Source organism: uncultured Microbulbifer sp. (assembly GCF_913055755.1).
Classification (GTDB): domain Bacteria; phylum Pseudomonadota; class Gammaproteobacteria; order Pseudomonadales; family Cellvibrionaceae; genus Microbulbifer.
In genome coordinates this window covers 1-16,652 of record NZ_CAJXKH010000085.1, presented here as the reverse complement: position 1 = coordinate 16,652, position 16,652 = coordinate 1, and the positions used below count along the sequence as shown (strand labels likewise).

General features: G+C 60.0%; 15 protein-coding genes. 9 read left to right on the top strand and 6 right to left on the bottom strand.

Annotation, left to right across the window (positions count from 1 at the left end; genetic code table 11):
* The 6 genes from QZ511_RS13360 to QZ511_RS13335 form a co-directional block, all read right to left on the bottom strand.
* The coding region (locus QZ511_RS13360; protein ID WP_295803046.1) for a dihydroxy-acid dehydratase at nucleotides 1-551 on the bottom strand (551 nt) is incomplete at its 3' end.
* A gap of 157 nt (nucleotides 552-708) precedes the next feature.
* Nucleotides 709-2,022, bottom strand: a complete 1,314-nt coding sequence (gene argA / locus QZ511_RS13355; protein WP_295803045.1) for an amino-acid N-acetyltransferase — start codon at nucleotides 2,020-2,022, stop codon at nucleotides 709-711.
* A 248-nt stretch (nucleotides 2,023-2,270) separates the two neighbouring features.
* Nucleotides 2,271-3,425: an acetylornithine deacetylase gene (argE, locus tag QZ511_RS13350; RefSeq protein ID WP_295803044.1), complete on the bottom strand. Its 1,155-nt coding sequence runs from the start codon at nucleotides 3,423-3,425 to the stop codon at nucleotides 2,271-2,273.
* Nucleotides 3,426-3,546: 121 nt separating this feature from the next.
* Nucleotides 3,547-3,999, bottom strand: coding sequence for an ion channel (locus tag QZ511_RS13345; RefSeq protein WP_295803043.1), 453 nt, complete (start codon nucleotides 3,997-3,999; stop codon nucleotides 3,547-3,549).
* A complete protein-coding gene (gene cax, locus QZ511_RS13340) occupies nucleotides 3,999-5,072 on the bottom strand; it encodes a calcium/proton exchanger (protein ID WP_295803042.1) in 1,074 nt (357 codons plus the stop codon). The genes QZ511_RS13345 and cax overlap by 1 nt, the downstream gene beginning before the upstream one ends.
* 115 nt (nucleotides 5,073-5,187) lie before the next feature.
* Nucleotides 5,188-6,210, bottom strand: coding sequence for an AraC family transcriptional regulator (locus QZ511_RS13335; protein ID WP_295803041.1), 1,023 nt, complete (start codon nucleotides 6,208-6,210; stop codon nucleotides 5,188-5,190).
* 156 nt (nucleotides 6,211-6,366) lie between these two features.
* On the opposite strand from QZ511_RS13335, the gene QZ511_RS13330 reads away from it, so the two are divergent.
* The 9 genes from QZ511_RS13330 to QZ511_RS13290 form a co-directional block, all read left to right on the top strand.
* On the top strand, nucleotides 6,367-7,347 hold the full coding sequence (locus tag QZ511_RS13330; RefSeq protein ID WP_295803040.1) for a quinone oxidoreductase: 981 nt from the start codon (nucleotides 6,367-6,369) through the stop codon (nucleotides 7,345-7,347).
* Between the two features lie 10 nt (nucleotides 7,348-7,357).
* Nucleotides 7,358-8,206 carry a TauD/TfdA family dioxygenase gene (locus QZ511_RS13325; protein ID WP_295803039.1) on the top strand — a complete coding sequence of 283 codons (849 nt, stop codon included), beginning with the start codon at nucleotides 7,358-7,360 and terminating at the stop codon, nucleotides 8,204-8,206.
* Between the two features lie 47 nt (nucleotides 8,207-8,253).
* Nucleotides 8,254-9,309: a 3-keto-5-aminohexanoate cleavage protein gene (locus QZ511_RS13320; protein ID WP_295803038.1), complete on the top strand. Its 1,056-nt coding sequence runs from the start codon at nucleotides 8,254-8,256 to the stop codon at nucleotides 9,307-9,309.
* 109 nt (nucleotides 9,310-9,418) lie between these two features.
* Nucleotides 9,419-10,702, top strand: a complete 1,284-nt coding sequence (locus tag QZ511_RS13315; protein WP_295803037.1) for an MFS transporter — start codon at nucleotides 9,419-9,421, stop codon at nucleotides 10,700-10,702.
* Entirely contained in the window at nucleotides 10,699-11,340 is a 642-nt protein-coding gene (locus QZ511_RS13310) for a DsbA family oxidoreductase (RefSeq protein WP_295803036.1), read from the top strand. The genes QZ511_RS13315 and QZ511_RS13310 overlap by 4 nt, the downstream gene beginning before the upstream one ends.
* A gap of 99 nt (nucleotides 11,341-11,439) precedes the next feature.
* Nucleotides 11,440-12,399, top strand: a complete 960-nt coding sequence (locus tag QZ511_RS13305; protein ID WP_295803035.1) for a putative sulfate exporter family transporter — start codon at nucleotides 11,440-11,442, stop codon at nucleotides 12,397-12,399.
* A 479-nt stretch (nucleotides 12,400-12,878) separates the two neighbouring features.
* Nucleotides 12,879-15,137 (top strand): TonB-dependent receptor, encoded by a 2,259-nt coding sequence (locus tag QZ511_RS13300; RefSeq protein WP_295803034.1) that lies wholly within the window; start codon nucleotides 12,879-12,881, stop codon nucleotides 15,135-15,137.
* Nucleotides 15,138-15,227: 90 nt separating this feature from the next.
* A complete protein-coding gene (locus QZ511_RS13295) occupies nucleotides 15,228-15,806 on the top strand; it encodes an alpha/beta hydrolase (protein ID WP_295803033.1) in 579 nt (192 codons plus the stop codon).
* An 84-nt stretch (nucleotides 15,807-15,890) separates the two neighbouring features.
* The coding region (locus QZ511_RS13290) for an AMP-binding protein (protein WP_295803032.1) at nucleotides 15,891-16,652 on the top strand (762 nt) is incomplete at its 3' end.

The window sequence follows — 16,652 nt, the reverse complement described above, 5'->3', positions numbered from 1 at the left end:
CGCTCGTACTCTGCCACCTGTTCGTCGGAGGCGTCGTCGGTGGCGGCGATCACCATGGCGTCCACCAGGTCCAGCTTGTGATCCGCGAGCTTGGTCTTGCCCGCTTCCATGGGACCGCCGGATACAAAGATCACCGGAATATTCAGCCGCAGTGCCGCCATCAGCATTCCCGGGGTGATCTTGTCGCAGTTGGATATGCACACCAGTGCATCGGCGCAGTGGGCGTTCACCATGTACTCCACCGAGTCGGCGATGATCTCGCGGCTGGGCAGGCTGTAGAGCATGCCGTCGTGGCCCATGGCGATACCGTCGTCCACCGCGATGGTGTTGAATTCCTTGGCCACGCCGCCGGCTCTTTCGATTTCCCGCGCCACCAGCTGGCCCATGTCTTTCAGGTGCACATGCCCGGGCACAAACTGGGTGAAGGAGTTGGCGACGGCGATGATCGGCTTGTGGAAATCGTCATCCTTCATGCCGGTGGCGCGCCACAGGGCGCGGGCGCCGGCCATGTTGCGGCCGGCGGTGGAGGTGCGGGAACGGTACTGAGGCATAGTGATTCTTGGTGTCTGGTGATATCTGATGGTTCTGGCTGCAATTCGCAGTGGAAAGCGCGACAGGTTAGCAAAATGCAATAAATTTTGCGCGACTTAGTGTTCTCAAGCGTAGATTCGAGATACTGGTCCGCAAAATGCGCTGTAAACACTGAAGTTATTGTGCTTTCAGCGGCTTGCGTAAAACGCGGGAATTGCGCTGGATGTTGTACAACGACTGCCGGCTGGCGGGCAGGTCGCTGACCGCCACCTGGGTAAAGCCGCGTTCAATAAACCAGTGCTCGGTCTGGGTGGTGAGCACGTAGATCTCGCCGAGATCCAGCGCCCGCGCCTGGCGTTCCAGATGCTGCAGCAACTTGGCGCCGCGGCCACCGCCGCGAAACTCCGGATGAATCGCCACGCAGGCGACTTCCGCGGCGACGGTATCGCCCTGGTCGTCGAGTATCGGGTACAGCGCCGCGCAGGCCACCGGGGTGCCGTCCACTTCCACCAGGGTAAAATGGTCGATCTCCGCCTCCAGCTTTTCCCGCGAGCGCCGCACCAGGATGCCCTGCTTTTCCAGCGGCCGGATCAGGCCGAGGATGCCGCCCACATCGGTGATGCGCGCGCGCCGGATCACTTCGTAACTGTCCCGGTAAATCATGGTACCGGCGCCTTCACGGCTGAACAGCTCCTGCAGCAGCACGCCGTTGTCCGCATAACTCAACAGGTGCACCCGCTGGGTGCCGCTGTTGCAGGCGTTGATCGCGCAGTTGAGGGTTTCGCTGTCGAGCTTCTCCGCTACCTCTTCGGCCTGGTTGATATTGAGGTCATATACCGGTTCCCCCGCAACCTCCAGCTGCGGTACGTCGCGGAACAGCACCAGTTTCTCCGCCTGCAGTGCTTTGGCGGCCTCGGTGGCGAGGTCCAGGTAGTTCAGGTTGAACAGTTCGCCGGTCAGGGAGGTGCCCAGCGGCGACAGCAGTACCAGTGAGCCCTGTTCCAGCGCGCGGTCAATGGCGCCCACGTCTATGCGCCGCACCCGCCCGGTCCAGCCCATGTCGACGCCGTCGATAATGCCCTCGGGGCGCGCGGCGACGAGGTTACCGGATATGATTTTGAGGGCGGAGCGCGCCATGGGGGAATCTGGCAATCCTTGGGAAAAGGACGCCTCGATTTCAAAGCGCAGCTTGCCCACGGCGCCCTTGATGATTTCCAGGGTGTCGCGGTCGGTGACCCGGGTGTTGCCGCAAAACTGGCTGTTGATGCCCACCTGTTCGAGCATGCGGTTGACCTGTGCGCGTGCGCCGTGCACCAGCACCAGGCGCACGCCAAGGCTGATCAGCAGGGCCAGGTCGTGCACCAGGTTGCGAAAGTTCTCGTGCTCGATGCCCTCGCCGGGAATCGCCACCACCAGGGTTCGCCCGCGCAGATCGTTGATATACGGCGCGGCGTGACGGAACCAGTTGAGGGTGGTGTTATCGGTGCTCACAATCTAGTCGCTTCAGCAGATGAGTTGGTTGTTGCGACAATATATCGCATTTTCTGCGGTTAATCGTTTTCTTTCGCTTTACCGGGGCGGCCCTTTAGCAAGCCTGGTGGCGGTGCCGCTACCGGGTGCTGCCTTGCGAGACACGCCGTGAACCCATCCCTGGGGGCTCTTCGAAAAAGTCCCTTTTTTCGAAGGTCTCGCAAGGCAGCACCCGGTATCGGCACCTTCGCGGAGCGTCCTGCGCTTCGTCAGAGGCAAAATTTTCCGATCAGGCCGCGCAGAATTTCCACCATCGGCTCGATACGCTCAAGCCCCAGATATTCGTCCGGCTGGTGTGCCTGGTCGATATCACCCGGTCCCAGCACGATGGTCTGCATGCCCAGTTTCTGCAGGAAGGGCGCTTCGGTGGCGAAAGCCACACTCTCGGCACTGTGGCCGGTGAACTGTTCCGCGACCTTCACCAGCTCGGAAGTGGCCGGCTCTTCGAAGGCTTCCACACCGCCGATCAGCGAGTGCATTTCCAGGCGGATTTTTTCGTCGCTGATGCTGCCCTGCAGGCGCTGTTGCAATTCCTCGCGCAGCGCGTCCATCTGCATGCCTGGTAACGGGCGCAGGTCGAACTGCAGTTCCGCCCGGCCGCAGATGCGGTTGGGGTTGTCGCCGCCGTGAATACAGCCGAGGTTGAGCGTGGGGACCTGCACTTCAAAACCCGGGTTTTGAAAACGGTTCTGCCACTCGCCGCGCAGCTTGAGGATTTCGCTGATGGCGCCGTGCATGGCCTCCAGCGCACTGGCGCCATAGGCGGGGTTGGACGAGTGGCCGGCCTGGCCGGTGATGCGCAGGCTTTCCATCATCATGCCCTTGTGCATGCGGATCGGTTTGAGTCCGGTGGGTTCGCCGATTACCGCGTAGCGGGCTTTCGGCAGGCCGGCTTTGACCAGCGCGCGCGCGCCGGACATGGAGGTTTCTTCGTCGGCGGTGGCGAGGATGATCAGCGGTTGCTGCAGGGGCTTGTCGACGAAGCTTTTTGCCGCCTCGATCGCCAGCGGGAAAAAGCCTTTCATGTCGGTACTGCCGAGGCCGTATAAACGGTTGTCGCGCTCGGTGAGTTTGAACGGGTCTGACTGCCAGCGGTCGTCGTCGTAGGGCACGGTATCCGTGTGACCCGCGAGCACCAGGCCACCGTCGCCGCTGCCGAGGGTGGCAATCAGGTTGGCTTTGTGGGGCTGGCCGTCGATGGGCATGATGTCGGTTTTGAAGCCCAGGGTATCCAGCCACGCCGCCAGCAGGTCGATGACACCGCGGTTGCCCATATCCAGTTTGGGATTGGTGGCACTGACACTGGGACTGGCGACCAGTTGCTGCAGCTGTTGTTGCAGGCTGGGCAGGGAGCGGGCATTCATGTTCTGGGTCCTTGAATGGTGAGCAGACGGTTCCGGTTGTCTGGAGATTGCAACGCTGTGAGGAAATGTACGGCATCCAGCGTCTTTGTGCCATGTGTCTGGCGGCGCCTGAGTGCATGGATTAGCGGGGCTGGTTGGGTTTGTTCTGGTATTCGGGGCGCACCTGAATGCGGATTACGGCGGTAAATGCCCTGGTCAGGGCCGCAGTTGATACGCCAATCATCAATCCACCGTTTATGGCTTCCAACGGGCCGAGCAGGCGGTGTTTGTCGGACATCACCACATCGCCGTAGCCCAGGGTGGCGAAGTTCACCGCGGAGTGATAGAGCGCGACTTCGAAGCGGTCGAATTCGCCCAGTACCGAAAAGAGCAGTGCCCAGATGGCCATCTGCGCGAGGCTGCCAAAAATCAAAATGGCCACCAGGCCGATGATCACCCGCTCGGCGTGTAAAAAGGTCGAGCGGATGTGGTGCTCGCGGCGCAGGTAGAAGCGTAGCGCCGCGACCAGCGCCAGGCTCTGCAGGATCAGGCACAGCGAGGTGGTGGCGGTGCCGAGCAGTATCTCCAGCAGCATCAGCTCGCCATCTGATCCGGAATCACAAAATAGGTGAGTCCCAGGATCAGGTAGACGCAGAGTAGCTGCACGCCTTTCAGCCAGTCCGAGCGTCCGTCACCGGCAACTTCTCCGGTGATCCACACCGCCAGCAACATACTCAGCACCAGGCCGCCGGAGAACGCCAGGTCCATGGGGTTCGGTCCCACCGCCAGGCTCAGCAGTACCAGCAGCGGCGCCACAAACAGCGCCACCTGTACCCCGGAGCCGATGGCGATGGCGAGCGACAGGTCCATACGGTTTTTCATCGCCGCGGTAATGGCGGATGCGTGTTCCGCCGCGTTGCCGAGTACCGCGACGATGAACACACCGACAAAAATATTGCTGAGTCCCAGCTCGTGGGCGGCGGGTTCCACCGCACCCACCAGGATTTCGCTCATCCACGCGATAAACACCGTGGACACCGCCAGTACCGCCAGTGCCTTGGCCACGGACCAGGGCGCCGGGTGATCCGAACCCTCCGCGAATTCTACCGAACCGGTAAACAGTGCCCGGTGTGTCACCAGGGAAAACAGCAGAAACAGCCCGTAGACGATCAGCAGCACCACGGAAATGGAAATGCTCACAAACCCCAGCCCGCGGGGCACCTGTTCCGCGATGGCAAAGGAATAGGCCGCGGGCAGGACCAGGGCGATGGTGGCCAGCGTCAGCATGGTCGACTGCGAGCGCGCGCCCTCGGCGCTGTATTTCTGTTCCTTGTGGCGCAGGCCGCCGGCGAGCATCGAGGCGCCGAGTACCAGCAGGATGTTGCCGATGATGGAGCCGGCGATGGAGGCCTTCACCACATCGTGCAGCCCCGCCTTCAGTGCCACCAGCGCGATGATCAGTTCCGCGGCATTGCCGAAGGTGGCGTTCAGCAGCCCGCCGACACCTTCCCCGGCATGCTCTGCAAGGTGCTCGGTGGCGCGCCCCAGCCAGCCCGCCAGCGGCAGTATCGCCAGTGCGGAAGTGGCAAAAATGAGCAGGTGCTGGTCCGGCGCGAAATGCTCGATGGCGATGGCGACGGGAATAAATAGCAGTAGCAGGTTAAACATGGCCGTAACCTCGTTTCGGTTACTGCAAGAATAGACCCCGACGCAGCGGGAACTGTCTCCGCCGCCGCGCCAATAACTTCCCTATCGCAAAGCTTACCGGCAATCACCGCCACGGCTACCTGTGCGCGGTGTTTTCCCCGCTGCAGTGTTCGGCGCGCCAGCGCGCGGGCGCCTTGCCGAACTGGCTGGTGAACCAGCGGGTAAAAGAACTCGCCACTGAATAGCCGAGCATGTCCGCAATCCTGCCCAGGGAATAGTTGGGGTTTGCCATGTAGTGGACGACCAGGTTGCGGCGCACATCGTTGATCAGGTCGGAAAAGGTTTCGCCGTTTTCTTCCAACCTGCGCTGCAGGGTTCGCACGTTGACACTGAGCGCCTCGGCAATCTGTTCGATGTTTGCGTGGCCCATGGGCAAGAACAGGTAGATCGCCTGGCGGACTTCGTAGGAAAAAGGCCGGTGCTTGGAGCCGGGCAGCGAGGCGACAAAAGTTTCCGCGTATTTCGCCATCGCCGGGTCGGCATTGGGGTTGGGGAAGTCGAGGTCGGCAGCGGGGCAGACGATACCATTGAAGTCTGCACCAAACTCGATCTTGCAATTGAACAGACGCTTGTGCAGTTGCAGGTCCGCCGGCGCGCTGTGGGAGAAATTGACACTGACCGGATGCCAGTGACCATTCAGCAATGCGCTGCACAGGCGGAACAGTACGCCGATGGCAAATTCCGTTGCCTGTCGCGAGGGTCGCGAAGTGTCGGTTACCACTTCCTCGCGAATGATCACCACCTTGCCCGCCTCCTCGATGTGCATCACCAGCGCATCATTCATCAGGTGGCGGTATTTCATGGTGGTATGCAGGGCATCGCGCAGCGTCTTGACGTGCGGCAACAGCAGGCTGATCGCGCCGAAGTCGGACAACTGACGGGTTTCCGCCAGGCGCAGGCCCAGATTCGGACAGTTGCTTTCCGCGGCGGAGAGTTCCAGCAATTCGACCGCGGCGTCCGCGGAAATACGGGTATCCGGCTGTGCCAGCACGGTCGGATTCAGGCCGACCTGATGCATCAGGCGCTGGTAGTTCAGCCCGAGTTGCTCCGCCAGCTCCACATAATTGTTCAGCGCGGCCGCGCGTACCTGACTCGTCATTGTTCCTCCCCGGGCGACGGACTCCCTATTCTAGTGTGTCATGAAAAGAAAAGTATATGTCGCTGGATGTGAAGATACCGCAGGGGGAAATATTTACAGTAATAACTGAAGAGAAACCGATACCACCCCGGAACAATCGCTACAGGAGGCATGGGAATGGTCAAGGCAGTGCGTTTTTATGAAACCGGAGGCCCGGAAGTCCTGCGTCTCGAGGATGTGGAGGTAGGTGAGCCGGGGGCGGGCGAGGTGCGCTTGCGCCATGTGGCAGTCGGCCTGAACTATGCGGATACCTATTTCCGCAACGGCACCTACCCGATTCCCATGCCCAATGGCATCGGCGTGGAGGCGGCCGGTGTGGTGATGGAAGTGGGGCCGGGCGTGACCAATGTCGCGGTGGGTGACCGGGTTACCTATACCGGTTTTCTCAATACGCTCGGTGCCTACGCGACCGAGCGCCTGATTCCGGCCGCGCCGCTGATCAAGCTGCCGGAAACCATCGCGTTTGAAACTGCCGCGGCGATGACCATGCGCGGCCTGACGTCCGCCTACCTGATGCGCCGCATTCACGACTTCAAGCCGGGCGATACGATTCTGCTGCACGCGGCTGCCGGCGGCGTCGGGCTGATCGTGTCGCAGTGGGCAAAACTGCTGGGGTTGAATGTGATCGGCACCGTGTCCTCCGAAGCCAAGGCGGAAGTGGCGCGCGCCCACGGCTGCGATCACGTGATCAATTACAGCTGTGAGCACGTCGTCAGCAGCGTGCGCGACCTGACCGACGGTGTCGGTGTCGACGTGGTGTTCGACAGTGTCGGCAAGGATACCTTTATGGCGTCCCTGGACTCGCTGAAGCGCCGCGGCCTGATGGTCTGTGTCGGCACGGCGTCGGGCACCATTCCACCGTTCGATCCCCAGCTGCTGGCGATGAAGGGCTCACTGTATATGACGCGCCCGGCTCTGGCGGACTACATCGCGGACCCGGAGGAAAAGGCGGCGCTGGCGGGAGAGCTGTTCGACCATGTGGGTAGTGGCCGCATCAAGATCGAAATCAACCAGCACTACGCGCTGCAGGATGCGGTGCAGGCGCATCGCGATCTGGAAGCGCGCAAGACTACCGGCTCATCGATTTTCGTTATCTGAGGCGTAGACCATGCAAATTGAACAGCTTACCTGCAGCATCGGCGCCGAATTGTCTGGCATCAACCTCGCCGATGCAATCCGTGACGATGCGCTGTTTGCGGATATCCGACAGCTGCTGGTCGAGCACAAGGTGCTCTTCCTGCGCGATCAGGATTTCTCCCGCGCCGAGCATGTGGCCTTTGCCGAGCGCTTCGGTGCTCTGGAAGATCACCCGGTTGCCGGTTCCGACCCGGAACACCCCGGTCTGGTGCGGATTTACAAAAGCCCGGACCAGCCGATGGACCGCTATGAAAACGCCTGGCACACCGATGCCACCTGGCGCGAGGCGCCGCCCTTCGGCTGCGTATTGCGTTGCATCGAATGCCCGCCGGTTGGCGGTGACACCATGTGGGCGAATATGGCCATGGCCTACGAAATGTTGCCGGAGCACGTAAAGGTGCAGATCGACGGCCTGCGTGCGCGTCACTCTATCGAGGCGAGCTTTGGTGCCGCGATGCCGATAGAAAAGCGCCTGGCACTCAAGGAGCAGTATCCAGATGCGGAGCATCCGGTGGTGCGCACGCATCCGGATACCGGAGAAAAAATTCTGTTTGTAAATGCGTTTACCACGCACTTTACCAACTACCACACCCCGGAGCGGGTGCGCTTCGGGCAGGACGCCAACCCCGGTGCCGCGGACCTGCTGCGCTACCTGATCAGCCAGGCGTATATCCCGGAATACCAGGTGCGCTGGCGCTGGCAGCCGAACAGCGTGGCCATCTGGGACAACCGCAGTACCCAGCACTACGCGGTGATGGACTACCCGGCGTGCCACCGCAAGATGGAACGCGCCGGCATCATCGGCGACAAGCCGTACTAAACAATTTTTCCGAACAAAAATAATCGACGACAGATGAGGATTAAACCATGCAATTTCTAGATGATTCCCTGCATCCGCAAAACCAGGACAAGGTGGTTATTACCGTTGCGCCTTACGGACCCGAGTGGATGCCGGAAGATTTTCCGGAAGATATTCCGGTGACCATGGAAGAACAGATCCAGAAGGCGGTCGATTGCTACGAGGCCGGCGCAACTGTGCTGCACCTGCATGTGCGCGAGCTGGACGGCAAGGGTTCCAAGCGTCTGTCGAAATTCAATGAGCTGATCGCCGGTGTGCGCGAAGCGGTTCCGGACATGATCATCCAGGTGGGCGGTTCCATCTCCTTCGCCCCGGAAGACGAAGGCCAGCAGGCCAAATGGCTGTCCGACGATACCCGCCATATGCTGGCGGAACTGACGCCGAAGCCCGATCAGGTCACCGTGGCCATCAATACCGTGCAGATGAATATCACCGAACTGATGGCGGAAGATGAAGTGGCGGGTACCAGTATCTGTGATCCCGTCTACTGGGAAGCCTACCGCGAGATGACCGTGCCGGCAGGCCCGGGCTGGGTGGAGGAGCACCTGAAGCGCCTGCAGGCAGCGGAGATCCAGCCGCACTTCCAGTTGACCGGAATGCACTCGCTGGAAACCCTGGAACGCATGGTGCGCCGCGGCGTTTACCGCGGTCCGCTGAACCTGACCTGGGTCGGCATCGGCGGCGGCTTTGACGGCCCCAACCCGTACAACTTTATGGAGTTTATTCGCCGCGCCCCGGATGGAGCCTGCCTCACCCTGGAATCGCTGATGAAAAATGTGTTGCCGGTCAATACCATTGCCATGGCGCTGGGCCTGCACCCCCGCTGCGGTATTGAAGATACCCTGATCGACCAGCACGGCAACCGCATGACTTCGGTGGCTCAGATTCAGCAGCTGGTGCGCATCGCCCACGAACTGGGCCGGGAAGTGGCCAGCGGGCAAGAGGCGCGGGAAATCTACCGCATCGGCACCTGGTACAAGGACGCCAATGAAACCCTGGCGGCCCATGGCATGGCGCCGAACCGCAAACTGGGGCAGAAAAATGTACCGCTGCGCGGCTACTGATCAGGCATTCCTGATACGTGTTTACTGAGCTTCGCACTGGCGGCCTGGTGCCGCCAGACGCGACGTGCCCGCGGGCTTCCTGTTGGCCAGCTTTCTGCGAGGAAATCCCATGGCTCATTACTCCCACAGTGATATCCCGGTAGTTGCGGTATCCCGCCGTTACGCCTGGGTGGTATTTGCGCTCACCTTCGGTCTGCTGATTTCGGACTATATGTCGCGGCAGGTGCTCAACGCGGTATTTCCATTACTGAAGGACGAGTGGCTGCTGACCGATGCGCAGCTCGGCTCCCTTTCCGGCATCGTCGCCCTGATGGTCGGCCTGCTCACCGTACCCCTGTCGATCCTGGCGGACCGCTGGGGTCGGGTAAAAAGTCTTACCCTGATGGCGCTGCTGTGGAGTCTGGCTACGTTGATGTGTGCCCTGTCCGACAGTTTCAGCGAGATGTTTGCCGCCCGTTTCCTGGTGGGCATCGGTGAAGCAGCCTATGGCAGCGTGGGTATCGCGCTGGTGCTTTCGGTTTTTCCCCCCAGTCTGCGCGCTACCCTGACCGGGGCATTTATGGCTGGCGGCATGCTGGGTTCGGTCATGGGAATGGCGCTCGGGGGTGTGATGGCGGAACACCTGGGGTGGCGCTGGGCATTTGCCGGAATGGCAACCTTCGGCATTTTGCTGGCACTGATTTATCCACTGTTGATCCGTGAAAAAAAGGTTGCGCCACAAGTGCAGGCGGTCCGCCGCGAGCGTCCGTCCCTGCGAGGACTGGTAAACAATCCATCGGTGTTGTGCGCGTATATCGGCAGTGGCTTGCAGCTTTTTGTGGCGGCTTCGATGATGGCCTGGATACCCAGCTTCATGAACCGCTACTACGAGATGGGTACCGACAAAGCAGGCGTGGCTGCGGCGGTGTTCGTGTTGATCAGCGGCGCCGGCATGGTGGTATGCGGCATGTTGAGTGATCGCCTGTGCCGCCAGCGACCGGAGCACAAGATTTCCCTCGCTATTGTTTACTGCCTGTTGTGCTGTGTGCTGCTGGGTATCGGTTTCCGTCTGGCACCGGGCACGGCGCAGTTGTTGTTGTTGGGGCTGGGGATGTTCCTCGTCGCCGGCACCACCGGTCCCGCCGGTGCCATGGTGGCGAACCTGACACACGCGGCGATTCACGGCACCGCATTTGCAACCCTCACCCTGGTCAACAACCTGCTGGGGCTGGCCCCCGGGCCTTTTGTCACCGGTATTCTGGCGGATGGAGTAGGGCTGTCGCAGGCGCTTGCACTGGTGCCAATCATGAGTCTGGCTTCCGCGGCGGTGTTCTATTTCGGCAAACGGCATTACCAGCGCGATGTGGCGTGTGTGCGCGATCTGTCCGAGCAGTCTACGGCGGTGAACGCATGAACACACTGCGTATCGAAGTCGCTTTTGATTTTATCTGCCCCTGGTGTCTGATCGGCAAGCGCAATTTGGCGCGCGCACTGGCGCTGTTCGCGCAGGAATTTCCGCGTACACCGGTCAGCGTGCAGTGGCAGGGCGTACAGCTACTTCCAGAGCTGCCAGCCGCTGGTGTGCCGTTTGCAGAGTTTTACCGCTACCGGTTGGGAAGCGATGAGGCGGTGCGCCAGCGTCAGGCGCAGGTGACGGCTGCGGCGGCAAGCGCCGGGGTGGTGCTCGACCTGAAAAATATCCAGCGCATGCCGAACACCGCCAATGCGCACCGGTTGTTCCAGCGTGCCAGCCTGTTGCTGGAACCGGCGCAGGCGGAGAATCTGCTGGAGCGAATGTTTGCCGCCTATTTCAAGAACGGCGAAGACCTGGGGGATGGCGACACCCTGCTGGCAATTGCCGCATCCTGTGGACTCGATGCAGCTGTAATTTCCGTCTGTCTGGATAGCACCGAGACGCGGTTCTACGCCCCGCTAGTTGTCGCTGGGGTACCGAATTTCACCGTCAATGGTCGTGTGCAGCTGACCGGTGCTCAGCCGCCAGAGCAGATTTTTGACGCACTCTGCCAGCAACGCGAAAGCGTGCCGGCGTGACCGCGGCGAGACTGTGAAGCTTGCGCAACCGGCCCATCGAGAGGTTATCCAATGATTGCTGCCACCTGGTTCTCGGTGCGTTCGCGAACGCACGTCCTGATGCCTGGTATTATTGCCAGTGCGGTGGTTGCCGCCGCCGCGAGTTTTCTGTCCGAGCACTACGGCGCGCCGGTGATGCTGTTTGCACTGTTGCTGGGGATGGCGATGAATTTCCTGGCAGTGGATGGCCCCTGCAAGGCCGGTATCGAATTCACCGCGCGCTCCGTATTGCGGATTGGCGTGGCCCTGCTGGGAATGCGTATCACCTTTGATCAGGTGGCCTCGTTGGGATGGGGGCCGGTATTGATGGTGATCGGTATTGTTACCGCCACCATTTCCATCTCCGTGGTCCTGGCGCGGGCGTTCGGCTTCCAGTCCCTGTTCGGTTTACTGACCGGTGGCGCCACCGCAATCTGTGGCGCGTCTGCGGCGATGGCGCTTTCCGCAGCGATGCCGGCGCACCCGGCCAAAGAGCGCGCAACCCTGTTCACGGTGGTGGGGGTTTCCGCGCTGTCTACCCTGGCGATGATTGCCTATCCGATGATCGTGCAGTGGTTTGGCCTGAGTGATGTGGATGCCGGGGTCTTTCTCGGCGGTACCATTCACGATGTGGCCCAGGTGGTGGGGGCGGGCTACAGTATTTCCCCCGAAGCCGGCGACACCGCGACCATAGTAAAGTTGATGCGAATTGCGATGTTGCTGCCGGTTATCGTGTGTGCGGTGATGATCGCACGTGCCAGGGGCTCCGAGGACGGTGGCGAGCGCCCGCCGCTGTTGCCGGTATTTGTGGTGGCCTTTGTGGTCCTCGCCGCGGTCAACAGCACCGGCTGGGTGCCGGGAAGTATCCAGCAACTGGGCAGTGATCTATCCCGCTGGTGCCTGGTCATAGCGATCAGTGCCCTGGGAATGAAAACCCAGCTGCGGGAGCTGGCCAAAGTGGGTTTCAAGCCGATCCTGCTGATGGTGATCGAGACTGTCGTGCTTGCCGCCATGGTGCTGGCGATACTGCATTTTTCTTAATTTCACTTAATTTCTCTAATTTTTCTTAGCCTGTCGCAGCCTCCTCGCGCGTGCGCTGATTTTGCCGGGCACCTGTTTCCTGGTGCCCCGACTCAGCGCACACGCCTCCATCTTCTGTTTTAAAAAGTTTGACGCATAGCTGGGTAACAGTCGGTGTTTTTATAATCGTCGAAAAAATATGCAAAAAGTGGTTCGGATGTCACCAAATGAAAAAACTATGTCGTGGAATGTGAAGTCCCCTTTGCCCGCCTCTTTTAGAGTGAGGCAGTGGTCACGCGTTATGGGCCACCCCAAACACTGGCGGCGGGCAAACCAATACCTGTCGACCAGTCACGCTGCAGTGCGCGGCACTGTGGTATTTCGAGGAGATAATAATGAAATCTATACGCACCAATCCTGATAAAGATAATTCCACTGGACTGGTACAGCCGTCGCTTCTGGCACTTGCCATTAGCCTTGCGTTAAACCCTGTGACGGGGATGGCTGAAACCGGCGATGACACAGACCTGAAAATTGAAGAGATCACGGTTACCGCGCAAAAGCGCAGCGAGAGCCTGCAGGATGTTCCCGTGGCCGTGGATGCCCTGACCGGGGACCAGCTGCTCAAGGCTGGATTCCGCGATGTGGATGACGTGGCCGCACAGATTCCCTCACTGATCGTGACCAGCAACCTGTCGCCACTGAATGCGACTTTTCGCATCCGCCGTATCGGCAACGAAGGCAATATTCCCACCTTCGAGCCCGACACCGCGCTGATTGTTGACGGCGCATTCCGTTCCCGCTCCGGAGTCGGCCTCGGCGAGCTGGTTGATGTGCAGTCGGTGGAAGTACTGAAAGGCCCCCAGAGCACCCTGTACGGCAAAAATGCCAGTGCCGGAGTGATTACCGTGAATACCCAGGCGCCGTCACCGGAGTTTGAGGGAATGGCGGAATACGGTATGGGTTCCGAGGGACTTAACCAGCTCAAGGGGTATGTCAACGGCGGCATCACCGATGCGGTCAATGGCCGCGTGAGTTTCTCCAGTACCCGCCGCGACCAGATGATTGACAACCTGATAGGTGAGGGCGGCGACAGTCAGGACGGCCAGGCCCTGCGCGTGCAGCTGAGTGCCGATCTCACCGACCGGCTCACTTCCCGTGTGATTCTGGGGCATACCGAGCGGCACATGAATACCATGCTGGGGGATACCTGGTACACCCCGACCGTGGTGTCGGTGGCTGGCGCCATGGCACAGTTTGGTGCCGGCAATCCGGTTACCAATAACGATCCTTCCGACCGCATTATCGAACAGGTGGGCACCAACGATTTCGACCAGAAGGTTACCGATGGTGTAGTCCATTTCGAGTACAGCGGCGACGGCTTTGTTTTCAATTCCATCACCGGTTACGAAAACTATACCTCCAGCAACATTATGTACGGCGTCGAACAGATGCCTGCGGACTTGCTGGTGTTCAACGATATGCAGGACGGCCGTTCCTACTCCCAGGAATTTCGCCTGATGTCCGACAGCAGCGACAACCTGAGCTGGCTGCTGGGCGCTTTCTACTACAACAATACGTTTACCCGCGGCGACCGCAATGCGCCGGAATTCGAGCTGCAATCCGATATCGGCATGCTGGGTAATGTGGTTGGCACGGTGCTGGGCGTGCCCGAGCAGTTCCGTCCCGCACTGTTTGGCAGCGCTGGAGACACCGGTGATGTCTTTGCGCAGCAGGATTCCGAAAGCTACGGTGTGTTTGGCACCCTGGGGTATCACCTCACCGAAGACCTGAAAATCGACACCGGTCTGCGCTATTCGCTGGACGAAAAAGACGGAAGTGTCGAGCAGTACACCACCACCGCCCTGGGTTGTGTACTCAACAACCTGGCCTGTTCGCTGACGCCGGACGCCAGCGACTTTGCGGACAGCGATAGCTGGTCGGCAGTGACCGGGAATGTCACGGTGAGCTGGTTCGCCAATGATGACACCATGCTGTACGGCACCTACAGCCGCGGTTTCAAGGCCGGCGGTTACAGCCTGCAGTGGGGCAACTTCAGTGAAGAGGCGCGCCCCTTTGCCGAGGAAAGCATCGACAACTTCGAACTGGGATGGAAGACCGAGATGTGGGGCAACCGCGCGCGCATCAACGGCAGTGTATTCCATACCGAATACGACGATTTCCAGAACGCGACCTTTATCGGCCTGGCGTTTGCGGTCAACAACGCCGAGAAAGTGGTCGTCGACGGTATTGAACTCGATTCCACCTGGCTGTTGTCAGAAAACCTCACCGGCACCGCCAACCTTGCCTACATCGAAGCCCGATACGACGAGTACACCGGTGGTCAGTGTTACTACGGTCGCGCCGCAGAGAACGCCCTCGGGCAGTGTGACTTGAGCGGTGAAATCCTGCCATTCGCACCGAAACTCACCGCAAACTTCGGGCTCGAGTGGGAGCAGCCCCTTGCCGGCGGCGACTGGTATTCCCGAGTTGACTATCGCTACACCGGCGAAGCCAATTACAGCTCGGAGCTGGATCCGCGCCACCTGGAAGACGCCTACTGGGTGGGCAATTTGCGCACCGGTTGGCGCAACGACACCTGGGATCTGTCCGCGTGGGTGAAGAACCTGGATGACGAAGTGTATTTCATCCAGAAAACTGCTTCGCCCATCGCTTCCAAGCTGGATGGTGGCGCTTCCTATCAGGCCTATACCGGTACCCCGCGTACCTTTGGTCTGACCGCGAGAATGAATTTCTGATTTCTCGTTTGCCGGGAAAAAAATGAAATTTGGAGCCTTGGGGGGATGATCAACCTTGTTGTTCATGCCCCCTTTTTTTGAGGAAAGAAAATGTACACGCAAGCAACGATTCTGATTGTGCCGGGGCTGCGAGATCATGTGGAAGATCACTGGCAGACTTTGCTGCAAGCCAAACTGGAAAAAGTTCGCAGCGTCCCGCCGCTGACCGAAAACAAGCTCGACTGCCGGGCACGCATGGACAATATCCAGCGAGAAATTGAACGAATCGAAGGGGACATCATTCTGGTGGCCCACAGCGCAGGCTGTCTGATGGTGGCCCACTGGGCCGCGCACTATCAGCGGGAAATAAAAGGCGCGTTACTGGCCGCGCCACCGGACCTGAACGCACAGTGGCCACCGCAGTATCCAACCCCGGCATCGCTGCGGGAACACGGCTGGGATCCGCTTCCGCGTGAGCCGCTGCCGTTCCCGAGCATACTCGCCGCCAGCACCAACGATTATCTGGCGTCGTTCACGGCGGCGAGTCAGTTGGCCCATGACTGGTGTAGCAATCTGGTGAACCTGGGGGATGTCGGCCACCTGAATCCGGCATCGGGTTTTGGCCCCTGGCCCGCGGCGGAAACATTTATTGAAGAGCTGGATTGCTGCCTTACAACCTGCGACGTTTAGGTTGTTCATGCCCCGCAGACAGCTGAAAGACCTTGACCATAAGTCTCAACAAAAACACTGAACGAATAGAGAAGAGGTGAAATCGTGCACGGACAAATGATGAATCTGCCGCTGACTATCACCAGCATCATGCAGTTTGCAGACAGAGTGTATGGCAGCAGCGAAATTGTTTCGGTAACCGCCGACAATCCCTATCACCGCTACACCTACGCGGATGCTTTCCGGCGCACCCGCCAGCTGGCCAATGCACTGGCAAAGCTGGGTGTGCAGCGCGGCCAGTGTGTCGGTACCCTGGCGTGGAATGACTACCGCCACCTGGAACTCTACTACGGCATTTCCTGCTCGGGCATGGTGTGCCACACCATCAACCCGCGGCTGTTCCCGGAGCAACTGGAATACATCATCAATCACGCCGAGGACCAGTACCTGTTTGTGGATGTGATGTTCGTGCCGCTGCTGGAAAAACTGTGGGAACGTCTGCCGACGGTCAAGGGCTTTGTGGTACTGACCGACGAAGCGCACATGCCGGAAAATTCCTGCCTGCCCAATCTGATCTGTTACGAAACCCTGATCGCAAACGCGCCGGACCACTTTGACTGGCCGCAGCTGGATGAAAACGAAGCCAGCTCCCTGTGTTACACCTCCGGAACCACCGGCAACCCCAAGGGTGTACTTTATTCCCATCGGTCGACCGTGCTGCATTGCTATGGCTCCGCGCTGCCGGATTCCTTCGGCCTGTCCGGGCGCGATGTGGTGATGCCCATCGTGCCCATGTTCCATGTGAACGGCTGGGGCCTGGTATACAGCGGTCCCATGGTTGGAGCCAAGCTGGTCATGCCGGGGCCG

What these genes read in the sequence shown, in the direction of transcription:
- argE (WP_295803044.1), bottom strand. Translation starts at nt 3,425, where the DNA reads ATGAATGCCCGCTCCCTGCCCAGCCTGCAACAACAGCTGCAGCAACTG.
- QZ511_RS13345 (WP_295803043.1), bottom strand. Translation starts at nt 3,999, where the DNA reads ATGCTGCTGGAGATACTGCTCGGCACCGCCACCACCTCGCTGTGCCTG.
- cax (WP_295803042.1), bottom strand. Translation starts at nt 5,072, where the DNA reads ATGTTTAACCTGCTACTGCTATTTATTCCCGTCGCCATCGCCATCGAG.
- QZ511_RS13335 (WP_295803041.1), bottom strand. Translation starts at nt 6,210, where the DNA reads ATGACGAGTCAGGTACGCGCGGCCGCGCTGAACAATTATGTGGAGCTG.
- QZ511_RS13330 (WP_295803040.1), top strand. Translation starts at nt 6,367, where the DNA reads ATGGTCAAGGCAGTGCGTTTTTATGAAACCGGAGGCCCGGAAGTCCTG.
- QZ511_RS13325 (WP_295803039.1), top strand. Translation starts at nt 7,358, where the DNA reads ATGCAAATTGAACAGCTTACCTGCAGCATCGGCGCCGAATTGTCTGGC.
- QZ511_RS13320 (WP_295803038.1), top strand. Translation starts at nt 8,254, where the DNA reads ATGCAATTTCTAGATGATTCCCTGCATCCGCAAAACCAGGACAAGGTG.
- QZ511_RS13315 (WP_295803037.1), top strand. Translation starts at nt 9,419, where the DNA reads ATGGCTCATTACTCCCACAGTGATATCCCGGTAGTTGCGGTATCCCGC.
- QZ511_RS13310 (WP_295803036.1), top strand. Translation starts at nt 10,699, where the DNA reads ATGAACACACTGCGTATCGAAGTCGCTTTTGATTTTATCTGCCCCTGG.
- QZ511_RS13305 (WP_295803035.1), top strand. Translation starts at nt 11,440, where the DNA reads ATGCCTGGTATTATTGCCAGTGCGGTGGTTGCCGCCGCCGCGAGTTTT.
- QZ511_RS13300 (WP_295803034.1), top strand. Translation starts at nt 12,879, where the DNA reads ATGGCTGAAACCGGCGATGACACAGACCTGAAAATTGAAGAGATCACG.
- QZ511_RS13295 (WP_295803033.1), top strand. Translation starts at nt 15,228, where the DNA reads ATGTACACGCAAGCAACGATTCTGATTGTGCCGGGGCTGCGAGATCAT.